Source organism: Priestia sp. ABM2_011 (assembly GCF_056158845.1).
Genome location: NZ_JBSWUB010000001.1, coordinates 847,318 through 866,464, shown reverse-complemented (window position 1 = coordinate 866,464; position 19,147 = coordinate 847,318). Strand labels below are relative to the sequence as shown.

Genomic DNA, 19,147 nt, shown 5'->3' with positions numbered 1-19,147 from the left:
AATATTTAGCGATATGAATCGCTTGTACGATTTTTAAATAAATCAATGTGTTCTAACGCTTTCCCAGTTCCAATTGCAACACAGTCAAGCGGATCTTCTGCGATGACAACCGGCATATTTGTTTCTTCACTAATAACTTTATCTAAATTACGTAGCAATGCGCCACCGCCTGTTAATACAATACCGCGATCCATAATATCTGCCGCAAGTTCAGGTGGTGTTTTTTCTAATGTACTTTTTACTGAATCGACAATAGAAGCCACTGTATCTTTTAGCGCTTCTGCAATTTCTTCTGCTGAAATTTCGATTGTTTTCGGTAGACCTGTTAGTAAGTCACGTCCGCGAATTTCCATGTTTTCAATACCTTCTGGAATTCCGGCAGAACCGACTTCTACTTTTAATGCTTCTGACGTACGCTCACCGATCATTAAATTGTAATTCTTGCGAATATATTGAATAATCGCTTCATCCATCTCGTCCCCAGCGATACGGATTGACTGACATGTTACGATTCCGCCTAAAGAAATAATCGCAACTTCTGTTGTTCCTCCACCAATATCTACTACCATACTTCCCGTTGGCTCCCAAACCGGTAGATTGGCGCCGATTGCTGCAGCAAACGGTTCTTCAATTGTATACGCATCACGCGCGCCAGCCTGACGAGTCGCATCAATAACGGCACGCTTCTCAACAGCTGTAATGCCAGAAGGTACACAAACCATTACATACGGCTTACCCGCAAACAAACTTTTTGTTTTTTGAGCTTGATTGATGTAATATTTCATCATCGTCGCAGTTGTTTCGTAATCTGCAATAACTCCATCTTTCATTGGACGAAGGGCTACTACGTTCCCAGGTGTACGACCAATCATATTTTTTGCATCGTTACCTACCGCAACGATTTGTTTTGTATCAGTTTGCAAAGCCACAACAGACGGCTCACGCACAACAATTCCTTTTCCTTTTACATAAACGAGCGTATTTGCAGTACCCAAATCTATTCCAAGGTCTCTAGTACCGATTCCAAACATGTGTCTCTTCCTTTCTCTTACCAAAATGCAAAGGTAAAAATTCCATAATTCAATTTCTTCATTTCATAAGTAACATTTTTTATTTTCTATACTTTTTTCATAGATGTCAACGCCAAATATTGTATGATAAAAAGTCATACTTTGTCTATTAATAACGAATGATTGTAAAGAACTTGTCATTTAAAATCATGACTACTATTATAACCCAAGGATTTTAAAAAGCATAGCCTTACATGTATCCTTTTTCTTTTAAACTAATATATTTTCGATCTCCGATAATTAAATGATCTAACAATTCAATTCCTATGATAAATCCGCACTCTTTTAAGCGCTTCGTTACCTCTATATCTTCTCTGCTGGGAGTAGGGTCGCCGGAGGGATGATTATGAATACAAATAAGAGATGCAGCTGAACGGCGAAAGGCTTCTTTAAATACTTCTCTTGGATGGACAATAGATGAATTGAGGCTTCCGATAAAAATGGTTTGCTTGTGGAGAACTTGATTTTTCGTGTTGAGATATAAACAGACGAAATGCTCTTGGGACAGCACGCGCATTTCTTCCATCACATAATTAGCTCCGTCTTCAGGGCCATGAATGGTATATCGCTCACTAGATTTCCGCTGTACAATCCTCTTACCTATTTCAATAGCCGCTATAATTTGAATCGCTTTTGCAGGTCCGATACCTTTAATATTCATCATTTCATCAAGCGATGCATGCTGTAAAAGTTGAAGACCTTCAAAATGCGTTAATATGCGATTGGACAGCTGAAGAACAGATTCATCTTTGGTTCCGGTGCGCAGCAAAATAGCAATAAGCTCGTGGTTAGAAAGACTAGAAGCACCCATTGCCACAAGGCGCTCTCGAGGTCTTTCATCTTGAGGAAAATCTTTAATTAGCAATGATTGATCCAATTTCGTCACTCCTTTTTAGTAGACGAAACCGTATTGTTTTAGCTCACGTATTGTTCGGGAGAGCGGCAAGCCCACCACGGAGAAATAGTCTCCTTCAATTTTTTTAACTAGCGCAGCACCGAGACCTTGAATTCCATAAGAACCAGCCTTGTCCATAGGCTCTCCTGACTCTACGTACTGTACGATTTCATCTTGTTCAATCGGCCAAAACTCTACATCAGTTTGTTCATAAAACGTATGAACTTTTGCATTTGATACGAACGCTACTCCAGTTAACACCTGATGTTTTTGACCTGACAGCATCGTAAGTGTTTCAATCGCTTCTTGTTTCGTTTTTGGCTTTCCTAAAATACGATTGCCATATACGACAACTGTATCGGCGCCTAGGACCATATCCTCTTTATAATGCGAAGCGACGTCCACTGCTTTTTGCCTAGCTAAATCCATTACTACCTCGGACGGAGTGTATGATGGATTGACGATTTCTTCAATTGTACTAACGTGAACGGTAAAGGGAATGTGAAGCTGCTGAAGTAATTCTTTTCGACGAGGAGAGCCTGAGGCTAAAATTAATGTTTGTTTCATACATCTCACCTTTGCATTTTGATTTTAAAAAAGAAGGACACACCGTTATTTTAGCAATTTCATCTCTAAATGACAATAAACAAGTGAGGCAGCATTACACTACCTCACCTGTTAAGACGTTACAAGGCTTTCATACTGCTGAAGAGCTTTTAACACGTATCCCTGAGCAAGCCAAGCGTCTTTACTGCTTTTATTGTCTTCATATGAAGAAAGAGAAGCCGCAGCCTTTTGAAGGGTGCTCACCATGGTTTTAATGTCTTCATTTGACGCTTCTTTCTGAACTTTTGTCAGCTCTTTTTTCAAAGATTTGATATCAGCTACCCGCTCTCCCTCAATCGCTTTAACAGATTGATCTAAGAGATTAGCCATAAACGGCTGCGCTGTTGTTATAACCGTTTGATCTTTTTTCCCTAATTCGCTGGTGGGCTTAATTTCATAAGACTTTACATATACATCTTTACCTTGTTGTTTATACGTTTTACTAAGTGCCTTTGCTTTTTCTTCTCCAGTGGCAGCACCAACGACAAGAGAATAGGTTTTAGGTGAAAAAATCTCGCCTGCTTCGTTCTCTTCTTTCCATTTATCCATTGCTTTATTTGCAGCAGCTTTTGATGAAAAAGCACCTGCTTGCACAATGTAAAAGGAAAAAGGGTCTAAAGTAGAAGCAGCAGCTGACGTATCCTTCGATTCCTGTTCGCTTTTCTTTTCAGCTTTACCAACACTTTCAGTGGCAGACGCTGTTTGAGCAGTTTTTTCTTCTTTCGCTCGCTCACTTGTTTGTGCTTTTCCTACAGGCTGTTCGCTTCCTGTCATCATTTTCACACCAACCATACCAATGCCGCTGCCTATTCCGACTGCTAGCAATACAATCACAGCCGTTCGTTTGATCACACCGCCGTTTACTGTTTTAATCGAAACATTTTTAGGATGTAATCGCGGCTTTTTCTTCTTTTCATTTCTTACATCTTCAATAAACACCACTTTATTTTCTTCCACATGAGAATCTTTGGATGCCGGTTCCGGAAGAACCCACGTAAATTCGTCTTTTTCCGGCGCTTGTTCTTCCTTCTCATCCTTAGATTGACCATTGATTTTAATTGAAATTTTTCGTTCCTGCTTGTCCACTGCCCCACCGCCTTTAGTTAACGTAGTCTTAGTACCGGTTGTAAGCTGAGGTAAACCGACATAAAACATACACTTTTTTCCATGCTATCATAGAAGAAAAAAAAATAACAAGACATTTGTCGTCTTGTTACAAAAGGTTTTCGCTATTTAGTTACAGAAATTTTAACTTTGTCGAAGACTTGAAGCTCAATAAAAATAGTTGCTAACATACCAATCTATCAATTCGTTTCCATGAAAATAAGCAGCGATTGTCCCTATAAAAATAAAAGGAACGAAAGGAATTGGTACACCTACCTTTGCCTTTTTCATTAATAATGCTCCTATACTAACGGTTCCGCCTATTAATATAGCTAAAAAAAGTGATAGCAAAACAAGCTTTACTCCAAGCACAATACCAATCAAACCATACAATTTAATATCTCCTTCTCCAAGGCCTCCTCTGCTGAGAAATGCGATTAGAAAGAGGAGAAAAAATGCGATTCCTCCTCCCATTAAAGAATCACTCCACGAAGTTAATGGAATGAAAAGACGCTCAAGAAGAAAGATAGGCAAAAAGAAAAGCAGCACCTTATTTGGGACAATCATATAGGCTATATCTGAGACAACGATAATTGTTAAAAAAGAAACAAAAGTTAATATGACAATCAGTTCTAACGTCATATTCAATTTTAAAAAAGCATATACAAATAAACTTCCTGTCGAAAATTCTACGAACGGGTAGATGAAGGAGATTTTTTTGCGACACATACTACATTTTCCTGCATTTTTAATGTAGGAGACTACGGGGATTAACTGTTGTGGAGAAAGAACGTATAAACAGTGTGGACAATGAAATCTTGGAGATAAAATAGATTTTCCCTGAGGAATTCTAAGGCCTGCTACGTTGTAAAATGAACCTAGAGTGATACCTGAAACGAATAGATAAAGGTAAATTATACTCATACGACTCCTTCCATTTCAGGGGTATAGAATACTAACTGTAGATTTTCTTTTGAATGGGGCAATGTATCTTTTCCTTTTAAATAGCTGCCAATAAACGGTATGAGAAAAGCTGCTAGAAGACCTATTACGATAACCAGTATGATCACTTGCGTGAGAGAAAGTCCTTTATTCTCTTTTGACAGTTTATCCATTTCCACACCTCTCTTTTATTGATTAGTATCAAACAGCTCCTTCATTAATAAACTGAATCTTAATACCCATAAAAGTCATATTCTGTATGCCTCCTTCCTTAAAACACACCTTTTATAGGTAATAAGAATTATACCACTAAAAAACAAAAACAGCATAAAAAAACGTCTGCAAAAGCAGACGTTTTTTAATAGTAAGGAGCCATAAATAAGTAGACAATTACACCTGTAAGGCTTACATAAAGCCAGATTGGCATTGTCCATCGCACAATTTTTTTATGTTTTTCAACTTGCATTGTCCAGCCCCACACAAGTGCAAACAGTGCCAGCGGAACGATAATCGCTGCTAAGAAACTGTGTGTGATCAAAATAAAGAAGTAAATGGGACGAACAATTCCTTCTCCACCAAACGTAGCTGTTTCCGTTGAGATATAGTGGAACGTTAAATATGAAACTAAAAAGAGCAGTGTAGAAGTGAATGCCGCTAAGATAAACCCTCTATGAGCATTGATGTTTTTTCTAAAGATTGAAATCAACGCTGCAACTAAAAAAATAAACGTAAAACTATTCAAAATAGCATTTAACCGTGGAAAGATAGTCAAATCAAAACTTACTTTTCCTTGATAGCCAATATTCGAAAAGAATAGCAGTAAGATAATAACATTCGCTATCACTGAAAAGGTAAGAATAATACCGGTAAAGTTTTTATTACTTTTCGGTACAATTTTTTCATTATTCTTACTCATGTTAACAATCTCCTTATTTAGTGATGTACATGTTTATTATATATCACTTACCTAGGGGGTGAAAGTGACAATACTTTGAACTTAGTGCTTCCTTATTATTTGTATCCCTTTCATACATTATGTTAAAAGCAGCAAGATTTCACTTGCTGCTTCTGCTCATTTGAGAAGAAAGGCCCGCACTTCTGATATAAAATACAGAGACCCTGTAATCACGACCATGTCTTGTTCACCTGTCGCCTTTTCCTTTACGTAAGCAATTGCTTTTTTCCACTCCTCGTCCATATGCTTATTACGATGAGTACTCATCTCATAAAGCTCCCCAGCTGCGCGAGCACGAGGAAAGTCAAACGACGTAAATGTAATACTTGCAGCGATTGTTTCAAGTTCTTGGACCATTCGATCAGCGCTTTTATCATTTAAGCAGCTGAAGATTAAATGAATGTTTCGATCTTCATAATGAAGGCGTAAAGTAGATAACAAGCTATCAATGCCTTCTGCATTATGAGCCCCGTCAATAATCGTTAAAGGATGCTCATTTACTATCTCAAAGCGGCCGTTCCACTTTGTATGCTGAATCCCTTTTATCATTTGCTCATTGGAGATAGAAAGCTTTTTCTTTTCTTTTAAATAACAAACGGCCATCACAGCCAAAGCTGTATTTTTAACTTGATGATAGCCAAGCATATTTAATTGCAAGTGTTCAAATGTACCATACGGCGTTTTTAACGTAAAGCCTTCTCCATTTGCTAAGGGCTCATAGTTTTCAATTTTAAATTCTTTTCCTAACACAAATAACGAAGCCTGCTTCAAATTTGCCTCTTCTGTAATGACGTCAAGCGCCTTTACTTGCTCTGCACCAGTAATAATAGGGACTTCTTTTTTAATAATCCCCGCTTTTTCTGCTGCAATTTCTTCTACCGTATCACCTAGTATCGCCATGTGATCAAATCCAATGTTTGTAATAATACTCACCATAGGATTCACAACATTTGTTGAATCATATCGTCCCCCAAGACCTGTTTCAAACACAACATAGTCAACTGAATCATGATAGCCGAAATAAAGAAAAGCCATGATCGTAATCACTTCAAATTCCGTTGCTGACCCTAAGTCCGTATGTTCTAGTCGCTCCACTACAGGCTTTACTTCCTGAACAAGAGCGGTCATTGCTTCATTTGAAATAGGCTGTCCATTCACGCTAATCCGCTCATTAAATGTTTCGATATAAGGGGAAGTAAACGTTCCAACTTTATACCCTGCTTCTTCTAACATATTTCGCAAATACGAAACAGTAGAACCTTTACCATTCGTTCCAGCAACGTGAATAGCATTTATATTTTGCTGCGGAAAATCAAGCTGCTCTAGCATCCATTCCATTCGTTCTAACCCCGGCTTGATTCCAAAGCGAAGTCTGTTATGAATCCAATCAAGCGCTTCTTCATATGTCGTTATCATCTTTTATTCACCTTTCTTTTCCATCGCTATTATTATGTAAAGAAAAAGCGTCGCTATACAAGCCACGCTTTTTCTGTTAGTTTATTAACCCATTGATTATCCGCGTAATTCAGCAATACGAGACTGAACAGCTTCACGTTTTTCAACGTAATCTTGCTCTTTTGCACGCTCTTCTTCTACTACTTTAGCAGGCGCTTTTGCAATAAAGCCTTGGTTGTTTAATTTCTTTTGTACACGTTCTACTTCTTTGTTTAACTTATCGTATTCTTTTTCTAAACGGGCGATTTCTTCTTCGATATTAATTAAACCTTCAAGAGGTAAAATTAATTCTGCGCCTGTTACAACAGCAGTCATCGCTTTTTCATCTAATGAAACATCGGTTGAAATCACAAGCTCACTTGGATTACAGAAACGTTCTACATACGCACGATTCTTTTCAAGCTGACTTTGAATATTTTCATCTTTAGCTTTAATAAATAATTTTACTTGTTTGCTCATCGGCGTGTTCACTTCAGCACGAATGTTACGAACAGCACGGATAATATCTACAAGTAAACGCATATCGTTAGCAGCTTCTTTATCCGAAAGCTCAGCGCGTACTTCCGGCCATTTAGCTACTGTAATTGATTCACCTTCATGCGGCAAGCTTTGCCAAATTTCTTCAGTAATAAACGGCATGAATGGATGTAAAAGTCGCATTGTGTTATCAAGTACATAAGCTAAAATTGAGCGAGTGGTCTTTTTAGCTGCTTCATCTTCTCCGTAAAGAGGAAGTTTAGCCATTTCAATGTACCAATCGCAGAAGTCATCCCAAATAAAGTTATAAAGAATGCGTCCAACTTCACCAAATTCATATTTGTCAGCTAATTTTGTTACGTGCTCAATCGTTTCATTTAAGCGCGTTAAAATCCATTTATCCGCAACTGACTTTTCGCCTGATAAATCAAGCTCTTCAAATGTGATGCCGTCCATGTTCATTAATGCAAAACGAGAAGCATTCCAAATTTTATTTGCAAAGTTCCACGTCGCTTCGACTTTTTCAAAGCTGAAGCGTAAATCTTGTCCCGGTGAGCTTCCTGTAGATAAGAAATAGCGAAGAGAATCTGCACCGTATTTCTCGATTACTTCCATTGGATCTACGCCGTTACCAAGTGATTTACTCATCTTACGACCTTCAGCATCTCGTACAAGACCGTGAATAAGTACATCGTCAAACGGACGTTTACCCGTAAATTCAAGACCTTGGAAAATCATACGAGATACCCAGAAGAAAATAATGTCGTAGCCCGTTACAAGCACATTTGTTGGGTAGTAGCGTTTGAAATCAGCTGCATCCACATCCGGCCAGCCCATTGTTGAGAACGGCCATAGCGCTGAACTGAACCATGTGTCTAATACATCTGAATCCTGTTCCCAGTTTTCGATATCTGCTGGAGCCTCATGATCTACGTATACTTCTCCAGTTTCTTTATGATACCAAGCTGGAATGCGATGTCCCCACCAAAGCTGACGCGAAATACACCAGTCGCGAATATTTTCCATCCAGTGTAAGTATGTCTTTTCAAAACGATCAGGCACAAAGTTTACTTTTTCTTCTTGTTTTTGAAGATCTACTGCTTTATCTGCTAACGGCTGCATTTTTACAAACCACTGAGTTGATAAATAAGGTTCAACAACGGCACCGCTTCGTTCACTGTGACCTACTGAATGCATGTGGTCTTCAATGTTGAACAATACGCCGTCTTCTTGAAGGTCTTTAACAATTTGCTTACGGCAAGCAAAACGATCCATTCCTTCATATTTACCTGCTTTGTCATTCATCGTGCCGTCTTGATTCATCACTAAAATACGCTCTAAATTATGACGGTTTCCAATTTCAAAATCGTTCGGGTCATGAGCAGGCGTAATTTTTACCGCACCAGAACCAAATTCCATATCTACATAATCATCGCCTACGATTGGAATTTCACGACCTACAATCGGAAGGACAACCTTTTTGCCGATTAAGTGCTTATAGCGATCATCTTCAGGGTGAACAGCTACAGCCGTATCTCCTAGCATTGTTTCAGGACGAGTTGTTGCGATTTCAATATGTCCAGAACCATCTGCCAACGGATAGCGCATATGATAAAACGCACCTTGTACATCTTTGTAAATAACCTCGATGTCTGAAAGAGCTGTTTTTGTAGCTGGATCCCAGTTAATAATATATTCTCCGCGATAGATTAACCCTTTTTTGTAAAGCGTTACGAATACTTCGCGCACTGCTTTAGAAAGGCCTTCATCAAGCGTGAAGCGCTCGCGTGAATAGTCTAAGCCAAGTCCTAGCTTCGACCACTGCTGGCGAATAAAGCTTGCATATTCTTCTTTCCATTTCCACGTTTCGGCTACAAAATTTTCGCGGCCTAGATCGTAGCGGCTTTTCCCTTCGCTGCGAAGCTTTTCTTCTACTTTTGCCTGCGTTGCAATCCCCGCATGGTCCATGCCGGGAAGCCATAAAACGTCATAGCCTTGCATGCGCTTCATACGCGTTAAGATGTCTTGTAACGTTGTATCCCAAGCGTGGCCTAAATGCAGCTTGCCCGTTACGTTTGGGGGTGGAATTACAATTGTATATGGCTCTTTTTCAGGGTCATTTGTTGCTTCAAAAAACTTCCCGTCTAACCAATACTGATAACGATTTTCTTCAACGGCTTTTGGATCATACTTCGTTGGAAGAGTCACTTCTTTTTCAGACATAATGTATACCTCCATAATATAAAGTTTCAGTCTTTAGAAACTGTGTAAAGCTTTTATAAACATAAAAAAACTCCTTTCCTAATAAAAGGACGAAAGGAGTTGATTTCGCGGTACCACCTTTTTTTATAGACGTATCCCGTTTGATAAGCCTATACACTTCATTTCATAACGGTTGATTAACCGGCTTTTTCTACTGAGCTATGCAGCTGTTCAAAAAAGCTACTCATAGGCGACATTCCGAGTGCACATTCTTAAGAAATCTCACAGCAGCTGATTTCTCTCTCTGAAAGACGAACATCCCGTACTCTTCCTATTCACTGTATTTATGTATGAATTTCTCTTAATTATACTATATGAAAAAATGTTGAATCGTCAATAATCTTCTCCATTTTTTTATGATTATATTCATAATTTTTTTGTTCTGCTCTTTATTTTTTCATTCACTCGCTAATTTTGGAAATAAAATGAAAAGTCCGCTCAAAAAAATGGCACCATTTCTTTCTTTTTTCATATACTTACTTTAACCTGGGCACGTGGATTGAAAGGGGCATGTACAAATGAAGAAACGAATAAATGTAAATTCGTATCAGCTGCAGCGGTGGCTCAAAACAGCAGGAGCGGCTTGTGGACAGTTTATTGTTCCTTTAACAATTTTTCAAGGTATACGTACACTATTCTTCCCCACAACCTTTGATGTACTGTTGTTGGCACTTCTTGCCATACTAGCGGTTGCTTTATATTCGGACTGGATTTAAAAACCCAAGCGCTATTCGTTCGCTTGGGCTTGTGCAGCTGCTTCCGCTGCCATTTTTTTTTGCTGATCTACTTCAAATATTTTAATATTGAGCTGTTCAATGTTTTTCGTCAGCCAGTATGCTCGAATAAATGACTGCATATGTTCAAGCTCCGTTTTACTTTCTTTATGCTGCCTATATTGAACGATACACTGATACAAGGGTTCTGGAAACGCTAAATAACTGTGCAAAAGCAGTCTTTCCTCTTCTCTGAGAGCAAAATGTTTTTCATACGTACTAAACCACTCATAGCTGTCATAGGTAGTTACTGGGTACGTGCGAAGAGTACGGAAATAAAATGAGACCAAATCATAAATCGGTGAAGCATCTTTTGCATGTTCAAAGTTAATAAAAAAACCATTTCCCCGTTCGTCATAGATAAAATGTTTAGCCGATAGCTTTCCATGAGACGTAACCAGCCGGATCTTTTCCTTTTCTTCCATTTCATCGTTCCACTGATCGAGCTTTCCAAAACCAAACTCAAGCGCTCTTGTCATTTCATAATAAAATGTACAGTAATGCAACTCAAACGGGGACATATACACTTTCTTCTCGCATTCTACTACGTACTGCTTCAGCTCTTCCTGACGTTTTTCCCACGTTTCTTTCATCGATGTATAATGATTTTCTATATCTTCTTTTTTTACTTCTACTTCCTGCGCCGAAGCACCGTGAAGCTTAGCAAGCTCTTGAAATAATTTATGATATCGAATATCACGCTCTTCGGTTGGGTTATTTGGGAGCCACGGCATTAAGTAATACGAGCCGCTTTCATCTGAAACAATGGGCTGAGAACGCTTCGTTTGATAAATAGGGACAAAGCCCATCCACCCTTTTTGATACACGTTCTGCAACTTTTGAATGAAGTTCTGATTTCGCTCTTGATGATTCGCCATTTCTTTAAGCGCAAATACGCCAGTTTTTGTATAGACTTTTTTTACTTTTCCGTAGTCTTCGATAAAGTCAACATCTAAGTCATATTCTTTTAACAATACTTTGTAGTCTGCTACTGTCCGCTGCATCTATATTCTCCTTCCTCGTAAAAAATAAAGAAAACAGTTAAGACATTATATGCGTCAAAACTGTTTTCTTTCCGACTTTAACGAACGGGAATATTTAAGATGCTTCCTTCTTCCAGCTCATATTCATCTCCTAAATTATTCACTCGTAAAATGTTTTGTACATTCGTATTATAGCGGTTTGCTATCGTATCAAGCGAATCTCCGTCTTGAACAATACAAAGCTTCCACGTTGAAAAAGCTTCTTCTTCCCGCGAAAAGAGCTTTGTTAAATAAAGGGCGTTTTCATTTCGGCCGCTTTCATTTTCTTCTTTCCGAAATTCAACAATAATCTTTTCCTTTTCTTGCTCAGCCTCTTGTTGAACGTCAGCATACGTATTTAATTCACTAGCTTGCGATTCTTCGAAGCTTTCTTGCTCTTGACGAAGCTGAAAGAGCTCAATCACGTTGTCTTCTCTTTCTTCCTCGATTGGTGCCTCTTTTTTCACTTCGACTTCAAATGGTTCATATGCTTCCTCTTCATATTCCACGACCGGCTCAGCACGAGATTCTTTTTTAAATACAGATGAAAAATAACTAGGAGGCTTTTCTGAATGATCTTCTTCAATAGCCTCTGCCTCTAAAAGTGCGGGAGCTTCACGATAGCTTACGTCAAACTCTTGCTCCTCTTGTTTCTCTTCTTCTTGAGCAAAGTTTTCAGTATATACCTCTTCAGCATCGTCTGCTTCTTCATAGGAGACGATGTGCTGTTCTTCCGCAAACTCTTCCTCTTCTTCTCGTTCTTGTTCTTCATGCTGTTCCCCGTACAATCCTGTGATGGACAAGTCAGCCATTAGCTGCAGCTGATTTGTGCCTGGTAATTCATAATCAAATAAATCAATAGATACATATACATCTTCAATACTTTGAATACGATTTTTAGGAATGGTAATATCAACAGGAAATTGATGTGATAATTCAGCCGTTCCGTCTTCACGGACAGAGATAGATTGCACTTGATTCTCATTTGTATATTCGCGTAACGAGTGCTCTCCCTCGTACGTTTCGTATTCACCTGTTAATTGTAATGCTCCTCGAATAGACACATATTGGTCATATTCTTGAATAGATACTTGAGGCTCTAAGGAGATAGACAAAAGTTGTGAGACTTCCTGTCCTTTTTGAAACCATACTGATTCTTCTACGGAAAAACGCAGACATGATAAATTATCCTGCGACAAATTGTTCTCCCCCTTCCAACACCCGCCAGGTAATAGCGCGGTCATTAAAGATGTATGAACAAATAAATTAAAATATGTCTTGAAAACTAAAAAAGCTTACGGAATCCTCCGTAAGCTTCTTTATAAAAGTTATTTCTATTTAGCTGTTTATCCACGCAACTTTGAAAAAGCTTTTTCAGCTGCTGCAATTGTATGTTCAATGTCTGCATCTGTATGAGAAGTTGATAAAAACATTCCTTCGAATTGAGAAGGAGGTAAAAACACGCCTTCATTAGCCATTTCACGATAGTAAGCTGCAAAATAATCTAAATTCGATGTTTTCGCTGTTTCGTAATTTATGACCTGTTCGTTTGTGAAGAAGAAACCGATCATTGAACCAGCTCGGTTTACGGTAAACGGCACATCATATTTTTCAGCTGCTGCCATCAATCCTTCTTCTAAGCGATCTGCTTTACGAATGAACTCATCGTAGGATTGAGGTGTCAGCTGTGTTAATGTCTCGTATCCAGCTGTCATCGCAAGCGGATTACCTGATAATGTACCTGCTTGATAAATCGGGCCGCTTGGTGCAACTCGCTCCATAATTTCAGCTTTACCACCGTAAGCACCTACTGGTAAACCACCACCGATTACTTTTCCTAAGCAAGTTAAGTCAGGCGTAATGTTGTAGTAGCCCTGTGCACAGTTGTACGCTACGCGGAACCCTGTCATTACTTCATCAAAAATGAGCAGTGAGCCATATTCTGATGTGATATCACGAAGCCCTTGTAAGAAACCGGGCTGAGGTGGTACCACACCCATATTTCCTGCTACCGGTTCAACGATTACTCCGGCAATGTCATCTCCGAATTCTTTAAAAGCATATTGTACGCTTTCTAAATCATTGTACGGCACTGTAATCGTGTTTTTAGCGATTCCTTCAGGCACTCCCGGGCTATCTGGTAGGCCTAACGTTGCAACGCCTGAGCCAGCTTTAATGAGAAGAGAGTCACCGTGTCCATGGTAACAGCCTTCAAATTTTAAAATTTTGTTGCGGCCCGTATAGCCACGCGCTAAACGCAGTGCGCTCATCGTTGCTTCCGTACCTGAACTCACCATACGGACGATTTCGATTGAAGGAACGCGCTCAATCACAACTTTAGCGAGCTCATTTTCAATTAATGTTGGTGCACCAAAGCTTGTACCAGATTCCGTTACTTTTTTTACTGCTTCAACTACTTGATCGTTGGAATGTCCGTGAATTAAAGGTCCCCATGATAAGACGTAGTCAATATATTTGTTGCCGTCAATATCGTAAATCGTAGCGCCTTTTCCTCGTTCCATAAAAATAGGATCCATATCTACTGATTTAAATGCACGAACAGGACTGTTTACTCCACCCGGCATTAGTTGCTGCGCTTCTAAAAAAGCTGCTTTTGACTTTTCATAACTTCTCATGTGTAAGCCTCCTTAATTACTTGTCAGATAACCAGCGTGCTGCGTCTTTAGCATGATACGTTACAATTAAATCCGCTCCTGCACGCTTCATGCTAATTAATTTTTCAAGAACAATCTCTTTTTCATTTACCCAGCCGTTTTGAGCTGCCGCTTTAATCATTGAATATTCACCGCTCACATTATAAGCCACTACAGGTAAATTAAACGTATTTTTCACATCGCGCATAATATCTAAATATGGTAGAGCTGGTTTTACAATTAAGAAATCTGCTCCTTCTTCGACATCAGATTCCGCTTCTCGAAGTGCCTCTAAGCGATTAGCTGGGTCCATTTGATATGTTTTACGGTCTCCAAATTGAGGAGAAGAATGCGCTGCATCACGGAATGGTCCGTAAAAAGCAGATGCATATTTAACAGCATAAGACATCACCGGCACATCTTCAAATCCAGCTTCGTCTAGACCGTGGCGAATAGCTGCCACGAAACCGTCCATCATGTTTGAAGGCGCAATAATATCCGCTCCTGCTTTAGCTTGACTAACCGCTGTACGCGCTAATAAGTCAAGGCTAGGATCGTTTAAGATTTTTCCGTCTTCAATTACACCACAGTGGCCATGATCTGTGTATTGACACAAGCATGTATCTGCGATAACAACAAAATCTGGAAAATTTTCTTTAATTTGACGAATACCTTTTTGGACAATTCCGTGGTCATGGTATGCCTGTGAGCCGACCGCATCTTTTTCAGCGGGAACACCAAATACCATAGCTGACTTGATTCCTAAATCGACTAACTCTTGGATTTCATCATTCAAGTAGTCTAAAGAAATTTGATCCACACCTGGCATTGATTTTACAGCATTTCTTTTTTGTTCACCTTCTACAATAAAAATAGGATATATAAAGTCTTCCGGATGTAAATGTGTTTCACGTACAAGCGCACGCATATTTACAGAATTACGAAGACGACGATGACGTGTAAATTGTAAATCTTTCATGTTAAAATCCTCCTTTATTATTCAAAACAACTAACCAACATATCTATCATACCATTTATTGTGTATGTGTTAGGAACAAGATGCTTAATTCCATATTCGCTCGCCGTCTGACTCGTAATAGGACCGATGCAAACAACTTTGGTTTCATTTATAAGCTCAAGCCAATTCGGAATATCTTTAACTGACTCGACAAAAAATCTCACTGTAGAAGAACTTGTAAAAGTAATGGCATCAATTCCTGTTTCTAAATGTTGCTTAACCAAGCGTTCAGAGCCTTGATTTCGAATGGTCTGATATACAACTAAATCCGTTACCTCACACTCTTTTAACCCATCTTTTAAAACAGAGCGGGCTAATTGTCCTCGTACAAGGAGAACTCGCTCGTGATGTAACACATTTGCTTTTAACGACTCAAGAAGTGATTCGGCAACGTATTCTTTTGGAACAAGTTGCACGTTAACATCGTATTTTTCCAGCAATTTTGCGGTTTTTTCTCCAACCGCAGCCACTTTTAATCTTTTTAAAGCACTCCGACTGATATTTAACTCTTTTAGCCATTCAAAGAAAAAAGAAATGCCGTTTTGACTTGTAAAAACAATCCAATCAAAACAGTCAATCGACAGCAGGACATCTTCCACTTCTTTTTCATTGTTAGAACGTGCAAACGTGAGGACTGGTAAGCTTAAAGGTATGCCTCCAAGCTTTTTAATCTGTGCTGCAAATGAATGAGCCTGCTTCGCTTCTCTTGTAATCAAAACTTTTTTCAAAAAAAGAGGAGCCTCATGACTCATTATTTGTCCAGCTCCTCTTTTACGCGGTCAATTAAAAGCTTAGCTCCTTGAGATGTTAAGCGACTAGCAGCTTCTGAACCGATAGCAACGGGGTCTTTTCCCGTAATGTGCTCTTTATAAATCGTTTTGCCATCAGGAGATGCGACTAGCGACGTTAGCTCAATATTTCCACCGTCTACTATACGCCCATATCCCGCAATCGGCACTTGGCATCCGCCTTCCATCTCTTTTAAAAATACGCGTTCAGCTCTAACAGCACGAGCCGTTTCATCATGATTTAGAGTTTGAAGAAGCGATAATAATTCATCGTCATTTTCTCGGCATTCGATAGCTAAAGCTCCTTGTCCTACAGCAGGAACACTTATTTCCGGCTCTAGGTACTGAGTGACCGTATCTCTCGACCAGCCCATACGAGATAGTCCTGCAGCGGCCAAGATAATCGCATCGTAATCTTCATTTTTTAATTTCTCTAGGCGTGTATCGATATTTCCTCGAATCCATTTAATTTCGATATCTGAACGCATAGATAGAAGCTGTGCCCCTCGACGCAAGCTGCTTGTCCCAATCACAGCACCGCTTGGCAGCTCCTCAAATCGCTCACCATTTTTTGAAATAAGCGCATCACGGTGATCTCTCGTAAAGGAATACATCCAATCGTTAATCCTTCTGGCAAAACAGCCGGCATATCTTTCATACTATGAACGGCCATATCAATTTCTTTATCTAACATGGCTTGTTCAATTTCTTTTACAAAAAGACCTTTACCGCCTACTTTGGACAGCGTTACATTTAAAATTTTGTCCCCTTTTGTCACCATTTCTTTAATTTCAAACTCAAAAGGAAGACCTTGTTTTTTTAACTGTTCAATGACCCACTTGGTCTGTGTTAACGCAAGTTTGCTTCGACGAGAGCCGACAATAATTTTTCGCATGTTGTCCTCCTAATTACGAACCCCAAAAGTGAAAATTCGATAAACTGCCAAATAAAAAGAAATTAATAAGTAAGACTAAGAACAATCCAATATTCCACATCGCGATTGCCTTTCCTTGAATACCTCTACGCAGTCTAGCATACAAGTAAGCGCTGTATGCAACAAACATTAAAAATGAACCTAACACTTTTGTATCGTACCAATGAAAATCTACGTATTTAATATAAGCCCATATGATTCCTAAGATTAACGAAAGCAATAACAGCGGTACACCAATTAAAATTAATACATAGGACATGTAATCTAGCTTTGTTAAATCTTCAATTCTTAGCAAGCGCTTGCCCCATTTCTTCTTTTTCAATAAATTATACTGAACAAGATACAGTGCAGAAAAAACAAAAGAAACTGAAAAAGCGCCGTAAGATAAAATAGCCATGGTAATATGGATGATTAATAATTCTGACACAAGGCGCTCCGACTGGACAGCCGTGTATGTTTCAAGTGGAGCAAACGTATGAATAGCCATAATTAAGAAACCAATCACATTTGTAAAAAACACCATAAAATCAACGCGGAACAGGCGATTAATCACAAGTGAAAGAGTAATTAACACCCACGCGTAAAAATACAGCCCTTCAGAAACAGTAAGAATAGGAAACCTTCCCGTCTCAAACATTCGTAAAATTAAAAAGGCTGTTTGCAAAACCCATACAATAGAAAGTAACCAGAAGGCTATCGAGTTTGCCTTCCGGTTATTTTGTACAAAATCAATAAAATATAATAAAACGCTCACCGCGTATAAAATCACAATCAATTCATAGATTCTGGTTAATTCCATATCAACCATTATTCAATCCTCACTTAAGACTGATAAGCTACTGAATGAGACGTAATCGATGTATGAAGCTGCTCTTCTTTTTCTTTTTGCAAAGCAACTTCCTGTTCAATATTAAAAATCTTCATGAACAGCTCTAAAGACTCTTCAGCATGTTTCTCTCCAGCCAATTCTTTCGCGTGTAAAATTGGATCGCGAAGAAGTTGATTAATTATACTTTTTGTATGTTTATTTAACACTTTGCGCTCACGCTCAGATAAATCTGGGAGCTTACGATCAATGCTTTTCATCGTTTCAGCTTGAATGGTAAGTGCTTTTTGACGAAGTGCAGAAATAACAGGTACAACGCCTAATGTACCAAGCCAAGACTTGAAAGCAACAATTTCAGCTTCAAGCATAATTTCAATTTCATCCGCAGCTTTTTGACGCTCTTGCAAATTAGATTCTACAATCCCGTTTAAATCGTCGATATCGTATAAAAAGACCGTCTCTAGCTCATCTAGTTCTGGATCTAAGTCACGCGGAACGGCGATGTCTACCATAAACAATGGACGACCTTTACGCGTACGCTCTGCTTCACTCATCATTCGTTTCGTTACTACATAGTCATTAGCTCCTGTTGAACTAATTAAAATATCTGCTTCGCTTAAAGCATGTTGAAGATCAGCAAATGGTTTGGCTTCTCCAGAAAAACGGTTTGCTAGCTCCTGTGCCTTTTCAAATGTTCGATTCACTACCGTTACTTTTTTAGCTCCGCTGCCATATAAATTCTGCACGGCCAGCTGACCCATTTTTCCCGCACCAAGAATCAATACGTGTTTAGATGATAAGTCTCCAAAAATCTTTTTAGCAAGCTCTACGGCTGCGTAGCTGACAGAAACTGCATTCGCACCAATTTCTGTTTCATGATGAGCTTTTTTGGCTAATGTCACAGCTTGTTTAAACAGCTGATTAAAAACCGTTCCAATTGTTTCTTCTTCTTGAGCAAGCAAAAAGCTTGAACGCACTTGTCCAAGAATTTGTGTTTCACCAATCACCATTGAATCTAATCCACATGCTACTCGGTATAAGTGTTCGATGGCTCCATCATTTTCATAGATGGTTAAATAAGGCGAAAACTCTTCTTTATCTATTCCGAACCATTCAGCTAAAAATGCTTTTACATAATAACGGCCCGTGTGTAATTGATCAACAACAGCATAAATTTCCGTACGATTGCATGTTGAAACAATGATGTTCTCCAAAATGCTTTTTTGGCCGCTTAACGTTTTCATGGCAGATGCTAGTTCTTGCTCATTAAAACTAAGCTTTTCTCTTATTTCAACAGGGGCTGTTCGAAAGTTTAAGCCGACTGCTATAATATGCATTTGTACATACCCCCTATAATTGAAATGTG

The 19,147-nt window shown here is 38.9% G+C and carries 17 protein-coding genes, 1 pseudogene and 1 other annotated feature; of the genes and pseudogenes, 1 reads left to right on the top strand and 17 read right to left on the bottom strand.

Annotated features, from left to right (window positions below):
* Positions 1-5: 5 nt before the first annotated feature.
* From ACXAE4_RS04575 to ACXAE4_RS04535, 9 genes are all read right to left on the bottom strand, one after another.
* Positions 6-1,031: a rod shape-determining protein gene (locus ACXAE4_RS04575; protein ID WP_013059345.1), complete on the bottom strand. Its 1,026-nt coding sequence runs from the start codon at positions 1,029-1,031 to the stop codon at positions 6-8.
* Positions 1,032-1,260: 229 nt separating this feature from the next.
* A complete protein-coding gene (gene radC / locus ACXAE4_RS04570; protein WP_028411718.1) occupies positions 1,261-1,947 on the bottom strand; it encodes a RadC family protein in 687 nt (228 codons plus the stop codon).
* 15 nt (positions 1,948-1,962) lie between these two features.
* Positions 1,963-2,532, bottom strand: a complete 570-nt coding sequence (locus ACXAE4_RS04565) for a Maf family protein (RefSeq protein WP_033579650.1) — start codon at positions 2,530-2,532, stop codon at positions 1,963-1,965.
* A 111-nt stretch (positions 2,533-2,643) separates the two neighbouring features.
* Positions 2,644-3,726: an SPOR domain-containing protein gene (locus ACXAE4_RS04560; RefSeq protein WP_289578478.1), complete on the bottom strand. Its 1,083-nt coding sequence runs from the start codon at positions 3,724-3,726 to the stop codon at positions 2,644-2,646.
* Positions 3,727-3,843: 117 nt separating this feature from the next.
* The gene (locus tag ACXAE4_RS04555; protein WP_475235549.1) at positions 3,844-4,599 is read right to left on the bottom strand and encodes a prepilin peptidase; all 756 of its coding nucleotides are present in this window, start codon (positions 4,597-4,599) and stop codon (positions 3,844-3,846) included.
* Complete coding sequence (locus ACXAE4_RS04550; protein ID WP_033579647.1) at positions 4,596-4,790, bottom strand: ATP synthase subunit B family protein; 195 nt, start codon at positions 4,788-4,790, stop codon at positions 4,596-4,598. Before ACXAE4_RS04550 ends, ACXAE4_RS04555 begins: the two co-directional genes overlap by 4 nt.
* A gap of 185 nt (positions 4,791-4,975) precedes the next feature.
* Positions 4,976-5,533: a DUF420 domain-containing protein gene (locus ACXAE4_RS04545; protein ID WP_028411723.1), complete on the bottom strand. Its 558-nt coding sequence runs from the start codon at positions 5,531-5,533 to the stop codon at positions 4,976-4,978.
* 156 nt (positions 5,534-5,689) lie between these two features.
* On the bottom strand, positions 5,690-6,988 hold the full coding sequence (locus ACXAE4_RS04540) for a bifunctional folylpolyglutamate synthase/dihydrofolate synthase (RefSeq protein ID WP_289578480.1): 1,299 nt from the start codon (positions 6,986-6,988) through the stop codon (positions 5,690-5,692).
* A gap of 96 nt (positions 6,989-7,084) precedes the next feature.
* Positions 7,085-9,727: a valine--tRNA ligase gene (locus ACXAE4_RS04535; RefSeq protein WP_034265552.1), complete on the bottom strand. Its 2,643-nt coding sequence runs from the start codon at positions 9,725-9,727 to the stop codon at positions 7,085-7,087.
* Between the two features lie 82 nt (positions 9,728-9,809).
* Positions 9,810-10,054: a binding site (T-box leader), on the bottom strand.
* 230 nt (positions 10,055-10,284) lie between these two features.
* Between ACXAE4_RS04535 and ACXAE4_RS04530 the strand changes: the two genes are divergently transcribed.
* A complete protein-coding gene (locus ACXAE4_RS04530) occupies positions 10,285-10,482 on the top strand; it encodes a hypothetical protein (protein ID WP_013059354.1) in 198 nt (65 codons plus the stop codon).
* An 11-nt stretch (positions 10,483-10,493) separates the two neighbouring features.
* Here the strand turns inward: ACXAE4_RS04530 and ysxE are convergent, their stop codons facing one another.
* The 8 genes and pseudogenes from ysxE to hemA form a co-directional block, all read right to left on the bottom strand.
* On the bottom strand, positions 10,494-11,543 hold the full coding sequence (gene ysxE, locus ACXAE4_RS04525; protein ID WP_013085128.1) for a spore coat protein YsxE: 1,050 nt from the start codon (positions 11,541-11,543) through the stop codon (positions 10,494-10,496).
* A 77-nt stretch (positions 11,544-11,620) separates the two neighbouring features.
* Positions 11,621-12,760, bottom strand: a complete 1,140-nt coding sequence (spoVID, locus tag ACXAE4_RS04520; RefSeq protein ID WP_028411727.1) for a stage VI sporulation protein D — start codon at positions 12,758-12,760, stop codon at positions 11,621-11,623.
* A 147-nt stretch (positions 12,761-12,907) separates the two neighbouring features.
* Positions 12,908-14,197, bottom strand: a complete 1,290-nt coding sequence (gene hemL / locus ACXAE4_RS04515) for a glutamate-1-semialdehyde 2,1-aminomutase (protein ID WP_013059357.1) — start codon at positions 14,195-14,197, stop codon at positions 12,908-12,910.
* Positions 14,198-14,213: 16 nt separating this feature from the next.
* Positions 14,214-15,194 (bottom strand): porphobilinogen synthase, encoded by a 981-nt coding sequence (hemB, locus tag ACXAE4_RS04510; protein ID WP_289578481.1) that lies wholly within the window; start codon positions 15,192-15,194, stop codon positions 14,214-14,216.
* Between the two features lie 17 nt (positions 15,195-15,211).
* The gene (locus tag ACXAE4_RS04505; RefSeq protein WP_049166235.1) at positions 15,212-15,985 is read right to left on the bottom strand and encodes a uroporphyrinogen-III synthase; all 774 of its coding nucleotides are present in this window, start codon (positions 15,983-15,985) and stop codon (positions 15,212-15,214) included.
* Positions 15,985-16,916: pseudogene (gene hemC, locus ACXAE4_RS04500) on the bottom strand (hydroxymethylbilane synthase). The gene ACXAE4_RS04505 and the pseudogene hemC overlap by 1 nt, the downstream one beginning before the upstream one ends.
* 13 nt (positions 16,917-16,929) lie before the next feature.
* Complete coding sequence (locus tag ACXAE4_RS04495) at positions 16,930-17,763, bottom strand: cytochrome C assembly family protein (RefSeq protein WP_013059361.1); 834 nt, start codon at positions 17,761-17,763, stop codon at positions 16,930-16,932.
* Between the two features lie 14 nt (positions 17,764-17,777).
* On the bottom strand, positions 17,778-19,118 hold the full coding sequence (gene hemA / locus ACXAE4_RS04490; protein ID WP_033579644.1) for a glutamyl-tRNA reductase: 1,341 nt from the start codon (positions 19,116-19,118) through the stop codon (positions 17,778-17,780).
* Positions 19,119-19,147 lie beyond the last annotated feature (29 nt).